Raw genomic sequence first — 16,341 nt, 5'->3', positions numbered from 1 at the left:
GGACTCACCCGATCACATCCAGGCGAAACAGGATGTCAGCACCATCCGGGACACGCCCCGGACATGCGTGCGGGGCCGCGCGCACAGCACGCGGCCCCGCCGGCGTCGTCGTCAGACGGCCTGGCGCTTCATCTTGCGCCTTTCCCGCTCGGACAGGCCGCCCCAGATGCCGAAACGCTCATCATGCTGAAGCGCGTATTCAAGGCACTCGGCGCGCACCTCACACGAACGGCACACCTTCTTGGCTTCCCTGGTGGAACCGCCCTTTTCAGGAAAGAACGCTTCAGGGTCGGTCTGCGCACACAAAGCGCGCTCCTGCCACCCCAGATCTTCACCATCGAGCGCCTGTGCCATGACCAGATCGGTCATTGCACACCTCCCTGTCGCTCGCCCGCCCACATGGAGCCCCCCATAAAAACGCCTGCCCTATACCCACCCTTGGGAAGGCGTAACAACATGTCTGTAATTACACGCGCGTGGCGCGTGTGGCGTCAAGCGGCATAACGATACCCGGGGAAAGACCTGCTCGCCCCGGTTCGTATGCCCCGATCTACGGTCCTATCAGCGTTCGGAACCATACCAAGGGAGGTTGGGGTCGGTTCCGCGGCCTGCCTGATCGGGGGCGGAACCTTCCTCATACTTTGCCTGCGACCGGTCCGGCGTGTAGATCGCCGTGGGGTCGATCGGCTCCTCCCTGCGCAGCGGGTCGCTGAGGGGGTCTCCGGTGTAGGCGGAGGGGTCGAAGCGGACGGTCTGCTCGGTGGGGCCGGCCGCCGGGGGCTGGAACGGCGCGGGCTCGGACTGGGGATGGCCGAGCGGGTTGTCGTAGTACTCAGGCAGGTCCTGCGGACCGGTGGGGTGATCCGGCAGGGCGATCTTCTGGTAGCTCTGCGCCTGCTGGTAGGCCTGCGCGAGCTGCTGCTCCCTCGGGTCGGCCGGGCCCTCGTACGCGGGGGGAGCGTCGAAGGCCGGGCCCGTGGCGGCCTGCTCGGCGGCCTGCCGGGCGAAGGCCGGGCCGGAGTATCCGGAGAACGGCGACCCCTGCCCGTACGACTGGTCCTGCTGGGGCTGCTCGAAGGAGGGCTGGTCGTACCCGGCGTTGGGCGCGCCGGAGGAGACGGCCGGGAACTGCCCGAACGAGCCGGTTTCCGTCTGCTGTCCCGCGTAGCCGTACTGGTCGAACACCGGGCCCTGCGGCGGGGAGTAGTCGGAGCGCTGGGGCGCCGGCGCCTCGGGCTGCGTGCCGTACGCGCCGGTCGGCGGCCGCTCCTGCTGGTAGCCCTGGGTGCCGTAGTCGGCGTAGTGGGCGCCGGTCTGGACGTCCTGCAGCGACGGCCGGGGCTGCTGCGCCTGCCCCTGTCCATGGACGGGAGCCGGGGCGCCGGGCTGCCCGAACGGCGGGGGCTGCGGGGCGGTCGGCGCGGGCGTGTAGGAGTGCTGCGGCTCGTGCTCCTGGCCGTAGACGTCCTGGGGCCGCTCCTGGCCGAAGGCGCCCTGGCCCCTCTCCTGCCCGTACTGCTCCTGGCCGTACTGCTCCTGGCCGTACTGCTCCTGGGGGTACTGGTCGGCGTACTGCTGGGGCTCGGCGTACCGGTGCTCGGCGGGCGGCAGCTGGGGGTGGGCCGGCGCGCTCTGCCCGTACGCGGTCCCCTGGGGCTGACTCTGCGGCTGGCCCTGTGGGTGGCTTTGTGGGTGGCTCTGGTGGGGGACGTCGTACTGGCCGGGGTGCGGCGGGTTCTGCGGTCCGTTCTGCTGGCCCTGGCCCGGGAAACCCTGCTGGCCGCCGGGGGCGTGCGAGGGAGCCGCGTGCGAGGGGACGTGCGGCGCGCTCTGAGGGCTGTTCTGGGGCTCGCCCGGAGCGGGGTGGCCGAACTGCTGCTGACCGGGACCCTGCTGGGCGGGCATCTGCTGAACCGGTGCCTGCTGGACCGGCGCCTGCTGAACCGGTTGCTGAACCGGTTGCTGAACCGGCGCCTGCTGGCCGGGCATCACGCCCGCGCCGGGGGCCTCGCCGTACCCCTGCGGGGCCTGGTGACCCTGGGGGCCCTGGTGGTTCTGGGGGCCCTGGTGACCCTGCGGCAGCGCCGGAGCGTACGACAGGGGCGAGTGGGCGTCCTCGCGCCTGCCGAAGTAGTCGCCCGCCGGTTCGGCGGCGGACTGCAGCGCCGCGGCCGTGCTCGACGCGAACAGCGCGCCGAAGACGGCGAGGGCGATCATCGGCAGTCCGGTGATCAGGTATTCGAACCGGTCGCGGAACGTGAGCAGGTCGCCCACGAGCACACCGAGCACGCCGATCACACCGAAGACGACGCCGAGACCGAGCGACCCGGCCGCGCCGAGCGACACCAGGCGGGCCCGGGGGGTGGGCGCGCCCGCCTTGGCGACGAGCAGGACGGCGCCGGCCGCGAGCGCGGTCGTGAGCGGGGACACGAGGGAGTGCAGGCTCATCGCCGCGCGGACGCCGAAGGTGCTGCTCGGCGACGAGCCGATCAGCAAGCGCGCGATGCTCACGAGGACGCCGGTGATCACCACCGCCAGCATCGTCCACGCGGCCGGCTCGCGGAGCCGGCCGGTATCGACCTTGAGCACGACTACCCCCATCGGTCCAAACGGCACTCGGGGAAGTTTTGCACATGCCTGACTTAAGCGTCGGCAGACCCAACAACCTCACAAGCCGAACACACCCTACATATGGCTGTTCATACCGCTCTCTGGGTGGGTGTCGGCGATGCCGCGTACGGCCGGTGGAAGACTGACGGCATGCGCATCGTGTCCCTCGCCGGAGGAATCGGCGGCGCCCGGTTCCTCCGAGGTCTCAAGGCGGCGGCCCCCGATTCCGACATCACCGTGATCGGCAACACCGGCGACGACATCACCCTCTTCGGCCTGCGCGTGTGCCCCGACCTCGACACGGTCATGTACACGCTGGGCGGCGGCATCAACGAGGAACAGGGCTGGGGACGGGCCGGTGAAACGTTCACGGTGAAGGAGGAGCTCGCCGCGTACGGCATGGAACCGCAGTGGTTCGGCCTCGGCGACCGGGACTTCGCCACGCACATCGTCCGCACCCAGATGCTCGCGGCCGGTTATCCGCTCTCGCAGGTGACCGAAGCTCTGTGCGACCGGTGGCGGCCCGGGGTGCGGCTGCTGCCGATGTCGGACGACCGCACCGAGACCCACGTGGTCGTCTCCGACGAGGCCGGCAGAAGGGCGATCCACTTCCAGGAGTGGTGGGTGCGGCTGCGCGCCTCCGTGCCGGCCGAGCAGATCGTGCTCGTCGGCGCGGACGAGGCCCGGCCCGCGCCCGGCGTGCTCGACGCCATCGCGGCGGCCGACGTCGTGATCCTGCCGCCGTCGAACCCGGTCGTCAGCATCGGGACGATCCTCCAGATCCCGGGCATCCGGGCGGCCCTGGAGACCAAGACCGTCGTCGGCGTCTCCCCCATCATCGGCGGCGCGCCGGTGCGCGGCATGGCCGACGCCTGCCTGACGGCGATCGGCGTGGAGACGAGCGCCCAGGCCGTGCTGGAGCTGTACGGCTCCGCCCTGCTCGACGGCTGGCTCGTGGCCGAGGAGGACAAGGGCGTCGCGCTCGACGGCGTGGTGGTGGAGGCCCGCCCGCTCCTGATGAGCGGTCCCGAGGCCACGCGGGACATCGCCGCCGCGGCCCTCGCCCTGGCCCAGTCACTCAGGTCCTGAATCCAGATGTCAGAGGAGCACATGCCCCAGATCACCGTCAGCGGCGTGCCCGGCCTGCCCGAGGTGCGGCCCGGCGACGACATCGCCCTGCTCGTGGCGCAGGCCGCGCCCGACCTGGAGGACGGCGACATCCTGGTCGTCACCTCCAAGATCGTGAGCAAGGCCGAAGGCCGCATCCGCGAAGGCGACAGCCGTACGGCCGCGATCGAGGAGGAGACCGCGCGCGTGGTCGCGCGGCGCGGGGACACGGTCATCGCGCAGACGCGGCACGGCTACGTGATGGCCGCGGCCGGCGTCGACGCCTCCAACACCTCCCCCGGCACCGTGCTGCTGCTCCCCGAGGACCCGGACGCCTCGGCGGCCCGCATCCGCGGGGGGCTGCGCGAGCGGCTCGGCGTGCGCGTCGGAGTGATCGTCTCCGACACCTTCGGCCGGCCCTGGCGGCACGGCCTGACCGACGTCGCCATCGGCGCGGCCGGCGTACGGCCGCTGGAGGACCTGCGCGGCGGCGTCGACCCCTACGGCAACCCGCTCAACGCCACCGTCACGGCGCTGGTCGACGAGATCGCGGCGGCGGGCGACCTGGCGAAGGGCAAGCTGTCCGGCGTCCCGGTGGCCGTCGTGCGCGGACTGGGCGACCTGGTGACGGACGAGGACGGCCCGGGCGGGCGGGTGCTCGTCCGCCCCGCCGACGAGGACATGTTCCGGTTCGGCTCGGCCGACGTCGTCTTCGCCCGGCGCACGATCCGCGAGTTCTCCGCCCGCGAGGTCGACCCGGCCGCCGTACGGCGGGCCGTCGCGGCCGCCATCGCGGCGCCCGCCCCGCACCACACCACGCCCTGGCGGTTCGTGCTGCTCGAGACCCCGCAGACGCGTACCGAACTGCTCGACGCGATGCGGGACGCCTGGATCGAGGACCTGCGCTCCGACGGCTTCTCCGAGGAGTCGATCGCCCGGCGGATCCGGCGCGGCGACGTGCTCAGGAACGCGCCCTACCTGGCGGTGCCGTGCCTGGTCATGGACGGCTCGCACACCTACCGCGACGAGCGCAGGAACGCCGCCGAGCGCGAGATGTTCGTGGTGGCCACCGGTGCCGGCGTGCAGAACTTCCTGGTGCAGCTCGCCGTGCAGGGGCTGGGCTCGGCGTGGGTGTCGTCCACGATGTTCTGCCGCGACGTGGTGCGCAAGGTGCTCGGCCTGCCGCAGAACTGGGACCCCATGGGCGCCGTGGCCATCGGCCATCCCGCCGCGCCGCCGAGGGACCGGCCGCCGCGCGACCCGGCCGACTTCTACGTCACCAGATAGCCGTCACTTCTGGGTGCATGTGGGGTGACACAGCCGCCGGGCCAGCGCCGACAGGAACACGTCGATGATCTGGCCCGGCTCCTGGGCGACGTAGAGCTGGCCGTTGGTGGCCGAGACGATCTCGCCGAGCGCGGCCCGGTCGGCCGCCTTGCCGAACGCGACCACGATGATCTGCACCGGCCTGTCCGGGTCCCACTCCTCGCGCAGCCTGTCGACGAGCTCGCGCCGCGACACGCCCTTCCCGTCGTCCACGCCCGCGGTGAGCACCAGCAGGGCGTTGCTCATCAGCGGGTCGTAGCCCTCCGACACCGAGCGGAAGCCCGCGTCGATCGCGTCGTACAGCGCGCCGCTCCGGTCACCGAGGGCCCTGATGCCGTCGGCCACCCGGAACAGGGCCGTCCTGCGGATCTCCTCCTGGCCGCCGTCGGGCTCGGTGATCGGGCCGAGGCCGATCAGCTCACGGTGGTCCGCGCCGCCCTTCAGGTCGCGGGCGAACTCCCACAGGCCCATGTGGGTCTCGTTCGGGAACAGTTGCAGGCCGAGCTTGGCGGCCTCGACCGCGACGTCCAGCCGGGTCTCGCCGCCCGCCCTGATCGGCTCGGCGTTCTCCTTCGACACGTCGGCCAGCACCAGGATCCGGCTCGGCGGAGCCAGCCTGCTCCACGCTTCCAGCGCCTCGTCGATGACCTCGGCCGTGATAGACGGGCGCGGGCGGGGCCGCACGGTCGGGATGTCGTCGCCCGCCGCGAACGGCGGCTGCCCGTCGGCGCCGCGGAACCCGGCCCTCCGTACGGCCTCCTGCGTGGCCGCCGACCGCAGCCACGCCGCGAACAGCCGCGAGGCGGCCGCCCGGTCGGGGTCGGCGGCCGTCACGACGTACGGATAGTCGAGGTCGATCGTGCCTTCCTTGGGCTGGAGGGCGACCACGGGCTCGGCGTGGCCCTCGTGGTTGTGCGTCCACACCGACTGCTCGGGGACGATCACCACGGGCCGTGACCAGATGCCCGGCGCGTCCACCGCGCCGAGCATGCTGCGGTAGTCGGGGGCCGAGCCCGACTGCGCCATCCGCACGAACGCCGTGAGGTCGCGGTCCGCCTTCTCACCCGTGCCGACGATGTCGCGGGCCGCCGCGACGGTCGCGATCCCCGCCCCCGACACCGACGGATCGGGGATGCGCACGATGTCCGGCTCGTGCTCGGTGGGCCGGAGCCGTCCCCGCACCGTGGCGGGGAAGACCATGTCCCAGCTCATGGCCGTCCCCCCGGCGGCGAACCGCTCGGCGAGCGAGCGGCGGGTGGCGAAGACCAGCGGGGAGGTCGCGACGACGGTCTCGTCGGCGGCGATGTCCTGCCCGCCCTGCTTGCGGGCCAGCCGCACCCACACCGAGGAGTCGGCGATCCAGCCGTCGGGCCGGCCGGGCAGCACGCCGGCCCGGTCGCCGATCAGCGTGCGGAGCACCGGCGCGGGCGGCTGCTCGGCCACCTGCACCTGGACGCACCGCCCCTCCACCTGCGCGCCCGAGGCGTTGAACCGCCCGGCCGCGTCCATCACCGGCGGCGCGACGTCCAGCGCCGCCGCGACGCTCACGAGGATCGGATCCCGGGCGGAACACGTTCCTGCCGACCGGGTGAGGAAGAGGTAGGCCCCGCCCGCGATGATCATCGCGACCGTGAGGACCGCGGCCACACCCTTCCAGCCGGCCTGCCTGCGGCGCCGCTCGGCCGTGAAGGCGGCCCGGTGACGACCGGAGGGCACGTGCGGGTCCTCCCCAGTTCTCGTGGCTCTCGTAAGGGTCTCGTGGGGCGCTGCCGAGTGTCACGATTCTGCCCATCACCCCCGCGCCCCGCGCAAGAGCCGCGTAGAACTTGTTATATACACGGCGTCCAATTAGGCGTCCGATCGGGCGGGCGCCGTCATCCCTTGGGAAGCCCGAGCTCCAGCTCGATCCAGTAGACGCCGGTCATGACGGGAGTGAAGTCGGCGACGACCTCCTGGGCGTAGTCACCGGCGCCGCGGAGCTTCACCGCGAGCGGGCGGCCCTCGTAGTCGGCCGTGATCCGGTAGCGGCCGATGGGCACGTCCTCCAGGCCCGAGCCGTCCCCGTTCCGGGTGGCCGTCCGCACGATCCGGCTCCCCTCGGAGCCGTCGATCAGCGGACCGTCCGGCACGAGGGTGAGCCGCACCTTCTCGTCCTCCAGGAAGGCGCCCGTGTCGAGCTGGTCGTTCAGGTCGACGCGGAACAGCACCTTGCCCCCGTAGAAACCGAGGCCGTCGGGCTTCGCCCCCGTGAGTTTCCAGGTGAAGTTCCTGATCGCGCCGCTCGGCCCGGCGAACGGCGCGTCGTCGTCGGGCGCCAGGCTCAGCGAGTACTCCCTGCCGTTGTACCGCCTGGTGATCGTCGCCGACGCGTGGAAGGTCGCCCCGATGTTCGTGGCGACGCGGTAGCGGCCGTCGCCGCCGGTCCGCGCGACCTCGTTGCTGTCGTAGAGCAGTTGGTTGTCGGCGACGACCTCGGCCCCCTCGATCGGGCGGCCCCGCTCGTCGGCGACCCGTCCCTTGAGCACGCCGCGTTCGACCTCCCCGGGCTCGGCCTCCCGGGAATCCTCGCCCCGCCCCTCGCGCACCGAGCCGCTCCTCACGCCCTCTTCCAGAAGCCCGCACCCGCCGAGGACCGTCATCACCAGGACACCGAGCACCAGCCGTCTCTCCATGCCGACCAATATTAAGATCACGATCTTGCAATCGACTTGGAGATCACACGGCGGCCGGGCTACCCGATCGGCTGCCGCCCGAACTGCGGATTCTCCAGGAACCGCACCCCGCGGACGGACCGGCACACGCCGTCACTGCGCCGGGCCGCCTCGGCGCGCTCCTCGCTCGGCCGGCCGTACGACGTGGTGCGCTGCCGCAGCGGGCGACCGGTCGGCGCGACCATGGCCGCGATCTCGCTGATCGTCTTGTAGGACCCGTTCTCGGAGCCGGCCATCCTGCTGATCGTCTCCTCCATGAGCGTGCCGCCGAGGTCGTTCACGCCTCCGGCGAGCACGTCCCGGCACAGGTCGTCGCGGAGCTTGACCCAGGAGCACTGGATGTTGCGGATCGCGCCGTGCAGCATGATCCGCGCCAGCGCGTGGACGGCCCGGTTCTCCCGCGCGGTCGGCCCCGGCCGGGCGATTCCCGCCAGGTAGATCGGGGCGCTGTGGTGCACGAACGGCAGCAGCACGAACTCGCTGAACCCGCCCGTCTCCTCCTGGATCGACCGGATCAGCCGGATGTGACGCACCCAGTGCTCGCGGGTGTCGACGTGGCCGTACATCATGGTCGAGGTCGTCGGGATGCCGACCCGGTGGGCCGTGGTGATGACCTCGATCCACTCCCGGGCGGGCAGCTTGCCCTTGGTCAGCACCCACCGGACGTCGTCGTCGAGGATCTCGGCGGCCGTGCCGGGCAGCGAGTCGACCCCAGCCTCCCGCGCCGCGTGCAGCCACTCCTCCACCGACAGGTTCGTACGGCTGGCGCCGTTGACGACCTCCATCGGCGAGAACGCGTGCACGTGCATCTCGGGGCAGCGTTCCTTGACCGCGCGGGCGATGTCGAAGTAGGCCGTGCCGGGCAGGTCGGGATGAATGCCGCCCTGCATGCACACCTCGGTCGCGCCGGCCTCCCACGCCTCCTGCGCCCGGTCGGCCACCTCGCTCAGCGACAGCGTGAAGGCGTCGGCGTCGGTGCGCCGCTGGGCGAACGCGCAGAAGCGGCAGCCGGTGTAGCAGACGTTGGTGAAGTTGATGTTCCGGTTGACGACGTAGGTGACGTCGTCGCCCACCGCCTCGCGGCGCAGCCCGTCGGCGATCCGGCACAGCTCGTCCAGACCGGCGTCGTCGGCGCCCGCCCCCGACTGGTCCCCGGCGAGGTCGAGCAGCGTCAGCGCCTGCTCGTCGGTCAGCCGCGCCGGGTCCGCCTCGGCCTGCCGCAGCGCCTCCCGGACGTCCGCCCTGACGGACCCGTCTCGCCCGCCGCTGGGCAGGCGCTCGCGCAGGGCGTCCCAGTCGCCGTACACGCTGTCGAAGTCGTCGCGGCGGTCGCCCGTGCGGCCCTCGGTGTCGACGGCGGTGTGCAGGTCGGCCCGTCCCCCGGTGACGAGACCGCCGTCGGGCTCCTGCCAGGGACGGCCGAGGAGCACCGCGTCCTCCCGCGCGAGCCCGGTGGCGGGGTCGGCCAGCGCCGCGACGTGCTCCCGCAGCCGGGGGTCGAGCCACGGCTCCCCCGCGAGCACGTACTCGGGATAGATCGTGAGCCGCTCGCGCAGCGTGAACCCGGCGGCGGCGGTCCGCGCGGCGAGGTCGTCGATCTGCGGCCACGGCCGCTCGGGGTTGACGTGGTCGGGCGTGAGCGGGGAGACCCCGCCCCAGTCGTCGATGCCCGCCCGCAGCATCAGCGCGTACTCCTCGCCGATCAGGTTGGGCGGCGCCTGCACGCGGACCTTCGGTCCGAGCACGAGCCGTGTCACCGCGATCGTCGCGGCCAGCTCGTGCAGGTCGGCGTCGGGCATGCCGCGCATGGCCGTGTCCGGCTTGGCGCGGAAGTTCTGGACGATGACCTCCTGGACGCCGCCGTACTCCCTGGCGACCCGGCGGATCGCGAAGATCGACTCGGCGCGCTCCTCGACCGTCTCGCCGATGCCGATCAACAGGCCCGTCGTGAACGGCACGCTGGAGCGGCCCGCGTCCTCCAGCACGCGCAGCCGGACGTCCGGGTCCTTGTCCGGGGAGCCGTAGTGGGCCTCGCCCTTCTCGGTGAACAGCCGGCGCGAGGTGGTCTCCAGCATCATGCCCATCGACGGCGCGACGGGCTTGAGCCGCTGCAGGTCCTTCCAGCTCAGCACGCCGGGGTTGAGGTGCGGCAGCAGCCCCGTCTCCTCCAGCACCCGGATCGCCATCGCCCGGACGTACGACAACGTGTCGTCGTACCCGTGGGCGTCGAGCCACTCGCGCGCCTGGTGCCACCGGTCCTCGGGGCGGTCGCCGAGCGTGAACAGCGCCTCCTTGCAGCCCATCGCGGCGCCCTGGCGGGCGATTTCCAGCACCTCGTCCGGGGACAGGAAGGCGCTCGGCAGCTTGTGCGGGGCGGTGGCGAACGTGCAGTAGCCGCATCTGTCCCGGCACAGCCGGGTCAGCGGGATGAACACCTTGCGGCTGTAGGTGATGACGCCGGGCCGCCCGACGGCCTCCAGGCCCGCGTCCCTGACCCGCGAGGCGTGTGCGAGCAGTGCGTCGAGGTCGTCGCCGCGGGCGCGCAGCAGGGTCGCCGCCTCGGCGAGGTCGAGGGTCTTGCCGTCCCGCGCCCGTGCGAGTGCCCGGCGGGTGCCGCTGTCGGAACTGACGTTCGGAGGTCGCTTCGCCGTCATACGCCGCACCCTATGGGGCGTGGGTCCGTCCGGCGTACTCAGCCCCCGGCCACCCCGTACGGGAGGAGTCATGAGCTGGGGCTTCCGGGGAGTTTGCGGCCGGAGGGTATGACGGTGGGGCGAAATCAACGAACCGGCGGGATACCAATGGCGGTTATCAGGGTGATTGACGTGTTTTGTCGGGCCTCGGGGGCCCGGTCGCTGGCCGTCGCGACGATCGTCGCCGGCATGGCGCTGTCGCCGGCTCAGGCACTGGCCGCGCCGTACGCCGGGCACGGCGACGGGGGCGGCAAGGGCCGCGCCAAGCAGGTCACGGACGGACGCAACACGGCCAACGCCGACGCGATCGCCAGTGGGGTCCGCCAGCTGTCCGGGGGCAGACGCAACGTGAACGCGCCCGCGGGCAACAACGGCATCGCCACCGCCGGCCTCCAGCAGGAGACGAGCGTCGCCTTCTTCACCAACACCCTCAACGGCCGGTGCAGCCAGGGAATCGACGACTGCGGGATCAACCAGGCCCTGCGGACGCGAGGGGGCGCGGGACGGGGTCAGAAGGCCCGGTAGTCGCGAGGAGCCATGCGCGGGCCGCGCGCCGGCGGCCTGACACCGCTGAGCTCGATCAGCCTGACCACGCGGTGGCGGTGTCCCCGGAACGGCTCGAGCAGTTCGAGCATGCCGTCGTCGTCGGTCTTCCGCCCGGTCAGCGCGTAGCCGACGATGCCCGGCAGGTGGAAGTCGCCGACACTCGGGGCGTCCGGGTCGCCGTGGGCCCGCTGGCGCACCTCGGCGGAGGTCCACACGCCGATGCCCGGCAGCGCCCGCAGCAGGCGGTCCGCCTCCGCCGACGCCTCCGCGGTGGTGGTAGTCGTGCGCTCCAGCTTCTCGGCGTGCCGGGCCGCGTTGACGATCGTCCTGGCCCGTACGGCCTCCGCGCCCGCCCGGTGCCAGTCCCACGACGGGATCGCCCGCCACACCTCCGGCGGCGGGACCACGTACATGCCCTCGGGCGCCGGGCCCGGGGCCGGCTCGCCGTACCGGCGCAGGAGGAACCGCCAGGCCCGCCACGCCTCCCTGCCGACCACCTTCTGCTCGAGCACGGCGGGCGCGAGCGCTTCGAAGACCCGCAGGGAGCGGCCGATCCGCAGCCCGGTGGCGCGTCCGGCCAGGCCCGCGACGAACGCGGCCGCGCGGGCGTGCCGGGAATCGTGCGAGCGGGTCAGCCGCGCGAGCATCGCGGCGAAGCCGGCCACGTCGTCGTCGGCGCCGAGCAGCGACGGAAGCGTCTCCAGCAGCCAGCCGGAACCCGGCCCCCACGCCTGCCCGCGGACCTCGTCGCCGCTCGCCGTCACGCGCAGCGTGCCCGGGCCTTCGGGCGTGCGCGAGGTGCGCCAGATCGCCCCGTCGGGGGTGCGCCGCCAGGCCGGATCGCCTCCCCCGCGCCGGTGCGGGGACAGCGTCAGCACGACGTCGAGCGGCGCGGACGGCCGCCAGCGCCGCTCGCGGAGCGCGGCCCCGGGAACGGGTAACACGGGTGCTCGGCTCGCCTCCACCCGCCCAGTCTGCCGCACGCTCAGACGTCGCTGGAGAACCGGACCGCGCACTCCGGCAAGGTGATCCCCGGCCAGACGCGCATGCCGGAGGTGAGCTCGTTGCCGGGGCCGATCAGCGCGCCGTCGCCGACCACGACCTGCCGCAGCACGGCACCGGGGGCGACGCGGGCGCCGACGCCGACGACCGAGTCGATGACGGTCGCGCCGGACGCGACGTGGCAGCCCTCGGACAGCACGCTCCCGCGTACGCTCGCCCCGGCCTCGACCATGGCCCGGGCGCAGACGACCGTACCCCCGGTGACCTTGGCCTCGGGCGACACGACCGCCCCGTCCAGCAGGAGGCGCTCGCCCGCCGGGCCGGGCAGGGCGGGCGAGTCGAGCTTGCCCAGCACCAGGTCGGCCGAGCCCTGCACGAACGCCGCCGGCGTGCCGACGTCCAGCCAGTACGAGCTGTCGGCGAAGCCGAGCACCAGCGCACCGGCCGCGATGAGCCCGGGGAAAGTTTCACGCTCCACGGAGACGACCTGGCCCTCGGGGATCGTGTCGATGACCGAGCGCCGGAACACGTAGCAGCCGGCGTTGATCCGGTTGGTCACGGGATTGGGCGTCTTCTCCAGGAAGGCGCTGACCCTGCCGTCGCCGTCGGTCGGCACGCAGCCGAACCTCGACGGGTCGTCCACCTCCGTGAGGTGGAGGGTCACCGCGGCGCCCCGCGCGACGTGCAGGTCCACCTGGGCGGCGATGTCGTGCCCCGACAGGATGTCGCCGTTCAGCACGAGCACCGGCGCCTCGGCCGCGCAGGTCAAAGCCTGGGCGGCGTTGCGGATCGCGCCACCGGTGCCGAGCGGGGTGTCCTCGGTCATGTAGACGATCTCCAGGCCGAAGGCTGAGCCGTCGCCGAAGGCCTCGGTGAACATCGACGCCCGGTAGGACGTCGCGAAGACCACCCGGCGCACCCCGTACGCCCGCGCCTTGGCCAGCTGGTGCGCGAGGAAGGGCACCCCCGCCGTCGGAAGCAGCGGCTTGGGCGTGCTGAGCGTCAGCGGTCGCAGACGCGTGCCCTGGCCGCCCACGAGAAGGATCGCCTCGAGACCGTCGGGCGACCGCACAGAACTCTCCCTCACAGCCGCGAGGGTAGCCTAGTGCCGCCTCCGGCGGGGTTCGCCGCGAAAGGTGGCGCTCAATCCTCCACGGCCCGCTGGTAGGCGACGAGGTGGGCCTCGGCCGAGTGCCGCCAGGTGAACTCGCGTGACCGGGTGACCCCCGCCCGCGCCAGCGACTCGCGCCGTTCCGGCGACTCCAGCAGGGCGCGCAGCGTCCGCGCGATGCTGTCGGCGTCGGGCTCGGTGTAGGCCACGGCGTCGCCGCCGACCTCCGGCAGCGAGGTGCGGTGGGTGGTCAGCACGGGCGCCCCGCACGCCATCGCCTCCAGCACCGGCAGCCCGAACCCCTCGCACCGCGAGGGGGAGGCGACCACGAGCGCCCCGCCGAGGAAGCCCGGCAGGTCGGCGAAGGGCAGGTAGCCGGGACGCACGACCTTCACCCGGGGCGGCAGCGCGGCGACGGCGGCGTCGACCTCCTCGTCCCAGGCCGGGCCGCCCGCCAGCACCAGCGCGGGGGGCGTGGCCAGGTGTGCGACCGCCCGGCCGAAGCCGGTCACCAGGTTCGGCACGTTCTTGCGCGGCTCCAGCGCGCCCAGATAGGCGACGTACGGCCGGCCGTGCAGCCCGATGCGCCCGGCCACCCGGCGCACGTCCTCGGGCGCCGGAGGGTGGAACAGCGCGGGATCCACGCCATGGTAGGCGACGTCGATCCGGGTGGGGTCGGCGTCGAGCACCCGGACCAGCTCGTCCATGGTGGCCTTCGACGGCACGATCACACGGTTCGCGTGGCGTACGGCGGTGCGGGTGGCCGACCGGAAGAACGAGGCCCGCACGGGGTCGTGCTGGTCGGGGTCGGTGAACGAGGTGACGTCGTGGACGGTGGCCACCGTGGGCAGGCCCGAGCCCAGCGGGATCGAGTAGTAGGGGGCGTGGATCACCTGGGCTCCGGCGTGCCGGGCCAGGACCGGCAGCCCGGTCTGCTCCCAGGCCAGCCGCTTGTCCCGGTTGGTGATGGCGGGCGGTCCGGAGAGGATCCGCGCCGAGGGGGCCAGCGCCGCGTACCGTTCGGCGTCCGCCCGCTGGCAGACCACCGCGACGTCGGCGCCCGCCTCGTGCAGGGCCGCGACCAATCCATCGACATACCTGATCAGGGCGCCGCGGTCGGCGGGGACCGCGGCGGCGTCGACGAGCACCCGGGGTGTCAAATGAATCGCTCCCCTCCCTTGGGCCCGCGCCGGCCGGGGAGGATCGCTCCCCGCCCACGCGGTCCCGCTGTTCCGGCGGTGTTCCGGCAGAGGCCCGGGGGCCCACGCCGCGAACGGACGCCTTCCCCCGCACCCCTCCTTGTCACTCTATTTCCGGAGTCCCCCAAAACGTGAGCGATATCACATGAGGGGCGTCTCTCAGGATGCGCATTCCGCGCCGAGTCCACGGATTCAGGCCCGGACTACGGGCTCCTTCCGCGTACGGACCGCGCGGCGGGAGGCAAGACCGGCGGCGCCCGCGCACACCAGGTCGCCGACGGACACGATGAGCCGGGAGCACAGCGCGGCGGCGATCGCCGCGGGCCGGTCGAGCACCGGGGCGAGCGCGGCCACCATCGCGACCTCGCGCACGCCCGCGCCCGCCGGGGCGATCACGAACACGAAGCCCAGGCACCAGGCGAGCGCGAACGCGCCGAAGCTCAGGATCACGGCCGAGGGCCCGCCCGCCCCGAGGCCGTGCACGATCAGCGCCAGGTGCACGCCGTACGCCGCCCAGCCCGCCAGGGCCCAGCCGCACGCGACGAGCACGCCGCGCCGGGTGAGGGGCCGTTCGAGCGGCGGGCGGCGCAGTTTGCGCAGCCCGAACGCGATGACGCCGTTGACCACCCGGGGATGCAGGGCGGCGGCGACCACGGGCACGAGCAGCAGCAGCCAGGCGTACCTCGCGACCGACTGCCCGGCGAGCACCGGGAGCGTGACGACGGCCACCAGCAGGCCGGTGCCGAGGTAGATCGGGTACGTCAGGAAGAACGCGGCCGCGCTGCGCGGCCGGGGTATGCCGTGGTCGCGGCCCATCTCCATCTGCGCGAGCATCGGCCACACCGACCCGGGGATGTACTTGCCGAGCTGGCCCACGAAGAAGATCTTGGACGCGTCGGTGAAGGCCAGCGGGGAGCCCAGGTCGGCCAGCAGCGCCCGCCACATGAGCATCCCCGCGACCAGCGCGCCGAGCACCGCCACCAGCGAGCCGGCGAGCTCCGCCCACGACAGCCGGGTGAACCCGTCGGCCACGGCGGTCCACTGGCTCGCCACCGCCCAGACGCCGAACCCCAGCGCCACGAGCAGGAACAGCGCGCGTACGACTTTGCGACGGCTCATCGGGACGTACGGACCGGCTCGGGCGGCTGCGGGAGCGGCGCGCCGAGGGGACGGCGAGGCGTCTTGGTCGCGACCCACAGGTAGGTCGGGACGACCGGCAGCAGCGCCCGCAGGGCGGGGCGCGGGGTCCGCTCCAGCGTGGCCTTGGCGGCGCGGCCGACCGCGCCGGGGAACAGCTCGCCCCCGGCGAACCGCTCGGGCGCGGCCAGCACCGGGAACGTGTAGTCCCACACGTGGAAGTCCGCGAGCATCCGCCGCAGCCCCGGGCGGGTGCGGAACCGCTCGTAGTAGTGGTCGGCCCGGCCGAACGCCCGCACGTACCGGTCGGCCGCCGCGGGCGGCAGGTAGGACAGGAAGGGCAGCTTGTAGTGCGGCTCCATGACGCCGAGCCGGTTGCCCAGGCCGAGGTAGAGCACGCCGTCGTCGGACAGCACCCGGTGCATGTCGGCGATCACCGCGTCGGGGTCCACCACGTGCTCGTAGATGTGGTTGAAGACCAGCACGTCGATCGAGCCGTCCGGGAAAGGCAGGCGGGAGCCGTCGGCGCAGACGAACGCGACCCGCCCGCCGAAGCGGTCCGACGCCTTGCGCAGGCCCGGGACGTCGATGTCGAGCCCGAGCGTGCGCCGCGCGCCCGCGGCGGCCAGCTCGTCGGCGATGAACCCGGCCGAGCACCCGACGTCGCCGACGGTGAGCCCCGACAGCACCTCGCCGGGCTTGGCCGCGTCCCTGCCCAGGAAGTGCGCGAGCACGGCGATGATCTTCGCGGCCTTGCGCCGGCGCTTGTCCTCGTCGAGCATCGCGGCCTGGAACTCGGAGTATTCCAGCTGAGCCGCGCGTTCCGCGCTCACCCTCGTCCCCCGCTCACCCTCGTCTTCACGCTGCCCAACAGTACCCGTGCCCGCGCCGCCCCCGCC

The 16,341-nt window shown here is 73.1% G+C and carries 13 protein-coding genes; 3 read left to right on the top strand and 10 right to left on the bottom strand.

The window, feature by feature from the left end; genetic code table 11:
* Positions 1 to 111: 111 nt before the first annotated feature.
* Both AAH991_RS34215 and AAH991_RS34210 read right to left on the bottom strand, forming a co-directional pair.
* Entirely contained in the window at positions 112 to 369 is a 258-nt protein-coding gene (locus AAH991_RS34215; protein WP_346230073.1) for a WhiB family transcriptional regulator, read from the bottom strand.
* Between the two features lie 192 nt (positions 370 to 561).
* Positions 562 to 2,589 (bottom strand): hypothetical protein, encoded by a 2,028-nt coding sequence (locus tag AAH991_RS34210; protein WP_346230072.1) that lies wholly within the window; start codon positions 2,587 to 2,589, stop codon positions 562 to 564.
* Positions 2,590 to 2,760: 171 nt separating this feature from the next.
* Here AAH991_RS34210 and cofD point away from each other — a divergent pair, with 171 nt between their 5' ends.
* Together cofD and AAH991_RS34200 are read left to right on the top strand one after the other, a co-directional pair.
* Positions 2,761 to 3,699, top strand: coding sequence for a 2-phospho-L-lactate transferase (gene cofD / locus AAH991_RS34205; protein ID WP_346230071.1), 939 nt, complete (start codon positions 2,761 to 2,763; stop codon positions 3,697 to 3,699).
* A gap of 21 nt (positions 3,700 to 3,720) precedes the next feature.
* Positions 3,721 to 5,004, top strand: a complete 1,284-nt coding sequence (locus tag AAH991_RS34200; RefSeq protein WP_346230070.1) for a coenzyme F420-0:L-glutamate ligase — start codon at positions 3,721 to 3,723, stop codon at positions 5,002 to 5,004.
* Positions 5,005 to 5,007: 3 nt separating this feature from the next.
* On the opposite strand, the gene AAH991_RS34195 is transcribed toward AAH991_RS34200, so the two are convergent.
* The 3 genes from AAH991_RS34195 to AAH991_RS34185 form a co-directional block, all read right to left on the bottom strand.
* Positions 5,008 to 6,759, bottom strand: a complete 1,752-nt coding sequence (locus AAH991_RS34195) for a substrate-binding and VWA domain-containing protein (RefSeq protein WP_346230069.1) — start codon at positions 6,757 to 6,759, stop codon at positions 5,008 to 5,010.
* 158 nt (positions 6,760 to 6,917) lie between these two features.
* Positions 6,918 to 7,715 (bottom strand): carboxypeptidase-like regulatory domain-containing protein, encoded by a 798-nt coding sequence (locus tag AAH991_RS34190; RefSeq protein WP_346230068.1) that lies wholly within the window; start codon positions 7,713 to 7,715, stop codon positions 6,918 to 6,920.
* 59 nt (positions 7,716 to 7,774) lie between these two features.
* Entirely contained in the window at positions 7,775 to 10,408 is a 2,634-nt protein-coding gene (locus tag AAH991_RS34185) for a bifunctional FO biosynthesis protein CofGH (protein WP_346230067.1), read from the bottom strand.
* 171 nt (positions 10,409 to 10,579) lie between these two features.
* Here AAH991_RS34185 and AAH991_RS34180 point away from each other — a divergent pair, with 171 nt between their 5' ends.
* Complete coding sequence (locus AAH991_RS34180) at positions 10,580 to 10,972, top strand: hypothetical protein (protein WP_346230066.1); 393 nt, start codon at positions 10,580 to 10,582, stop codon at positions 10,970 to 10,972.
* On the opposite strand, the gene AAH991_RS34175 is transcribed toward AAH991_RS34180, so the two are convergent.
* The 5 genes from AAH991_RS34175 to AAH991_RS34155 all read right to left on the bottom strand — a co-directional run bounded on the left by AAH991_RS34175 (position 10,957) and on the right by AAH991_RS34155 (position 16,275).
* Positions 10,957 to 11,937, bottom strand: coding sequence for a DNA-3-methyladenine glycosylase family protein (locus AAH991_RS34175; protein ID WP_346230065.1), 981 nt, complete (start codon positions 11,935 to 11,937; stop codon positions 10,957 to 10,959). The two genes, AAH991_RS34180 and AAH991_RS34175, sit on opposite strands and share 16 nt — an antisense overlap.
* A 41-nt stretch (positions 11,938 to 11,978) precedes the next feature.
* Positions 11,979 to 13,082, bottom strand: coding sequence for a mannose-1-phosphate guanylyltransferase (manB, locus tag AAH991_RS34170; protein WP_346230064.1), 1,104 nt, complete (start codon positions 13,080 to 13,082; stop codon positions 11,979 to 11,981).
* Positions 13,083 to 13,138: 56 nt separating this feature from the next.
* Positions 13,139 to 14,266 (bottom strand): glycosyltransferase family 4 protein, encoded by a 1,128-nt coding sequence (locus tag AAH991_RS34165; RefSeq protein WP_346230063.1) that lies wholly within the window; start codon positions 14,264 to 14,266, stop codon positions 13,139 to 13,141.
* 231 nt (positions 14,267 to 14,497) lie between these two features.
* The gene (locus AAH991_RS34160) at positions 14,498 to 15,424 is read right to left on the bottom strand and encodes a lysylphosphatidylglycerol synthase domain-containing protein (protein WP_346230062.1); all 927 of its coding nucleotides are present in this window, start codon (positions 15,422 to 15,424) and stop codon (positions 14,498 to 14,500) included.
* The gene (locus AAH991_RS34155) at positions 15,421 to 16,275 is read right to left on the bottom strand and encodes a class I SAM-dependent methyltransferase (protein WP_346230061.1); all 855 of its coding nucleotides are present in this window, start codon (positions 16,273 to 16,275) and stop codon (positions 15,421 to 15,423) included. Before AAH991_RS34155 ends, AAH991_RS34160 begins: the two co-directional genes overlap by 4 nt.
* Positions 16,276 to 16,341 lie beyond the last annotated feature (66 nt).

The organism is Microbispora sp. ZYX-F-249 (assembly GCF_039649665.1).
Lineage (GTDB): Bacteria > Actinomycetota > Actinomycetes > Streptosporangiales > Streptosporangiaceae > Microbispora > Microbispora maris.
Note: the sequence above shows the minus strand (reverse complement) of the source record. Positions and strands in the feature narration are given on the sequence as shown.

Coding starts and splice junctions, on each gene's coding strand:
- AAH991_RS34190 (WP_346230068.1), bottom strand. CDS start 7,715: ATGGAGAGACGGCTGGTGCTCGGTGTCCTGGTGATGACGGTCCTCGGC.
- cofD (WP_346230071.1), top strand. CDS start 2,761: ATGCGCATCGTGTCCCTCGCCGGAGGAATCGGCGGCGCCCGGTTCCTC.
- AAH991_RS34200 (WP_346230070.1), top strand. CDS start 3,721: ATGCCCCAGATCACCGTCAGCGGCGTGCCCGGCCTGCCCGAGGTGCGG.
- AAH991_RS34215 (WP_346230073.1), bottom strand. CDS start 369: ATGACCGATCTGGTCATGGCACAGGCGCTCGATGGTGAAGATCTGGGG.
- AAH991_RS34185 (WP_346230067.1), bottom strand. CDS start 10,408: ATGACGGCGAAGCGACCTCCGAACGTCAGTTCCGACAGCGGCACCCGC.
- AAH991_RS34160 (WP_346230062.1), bottom strand. CDS start 15,424: ATGAGCCGTCGCAAAGTCGTACGCGCGCTGTTCCTGCTCGTGGCGCTG.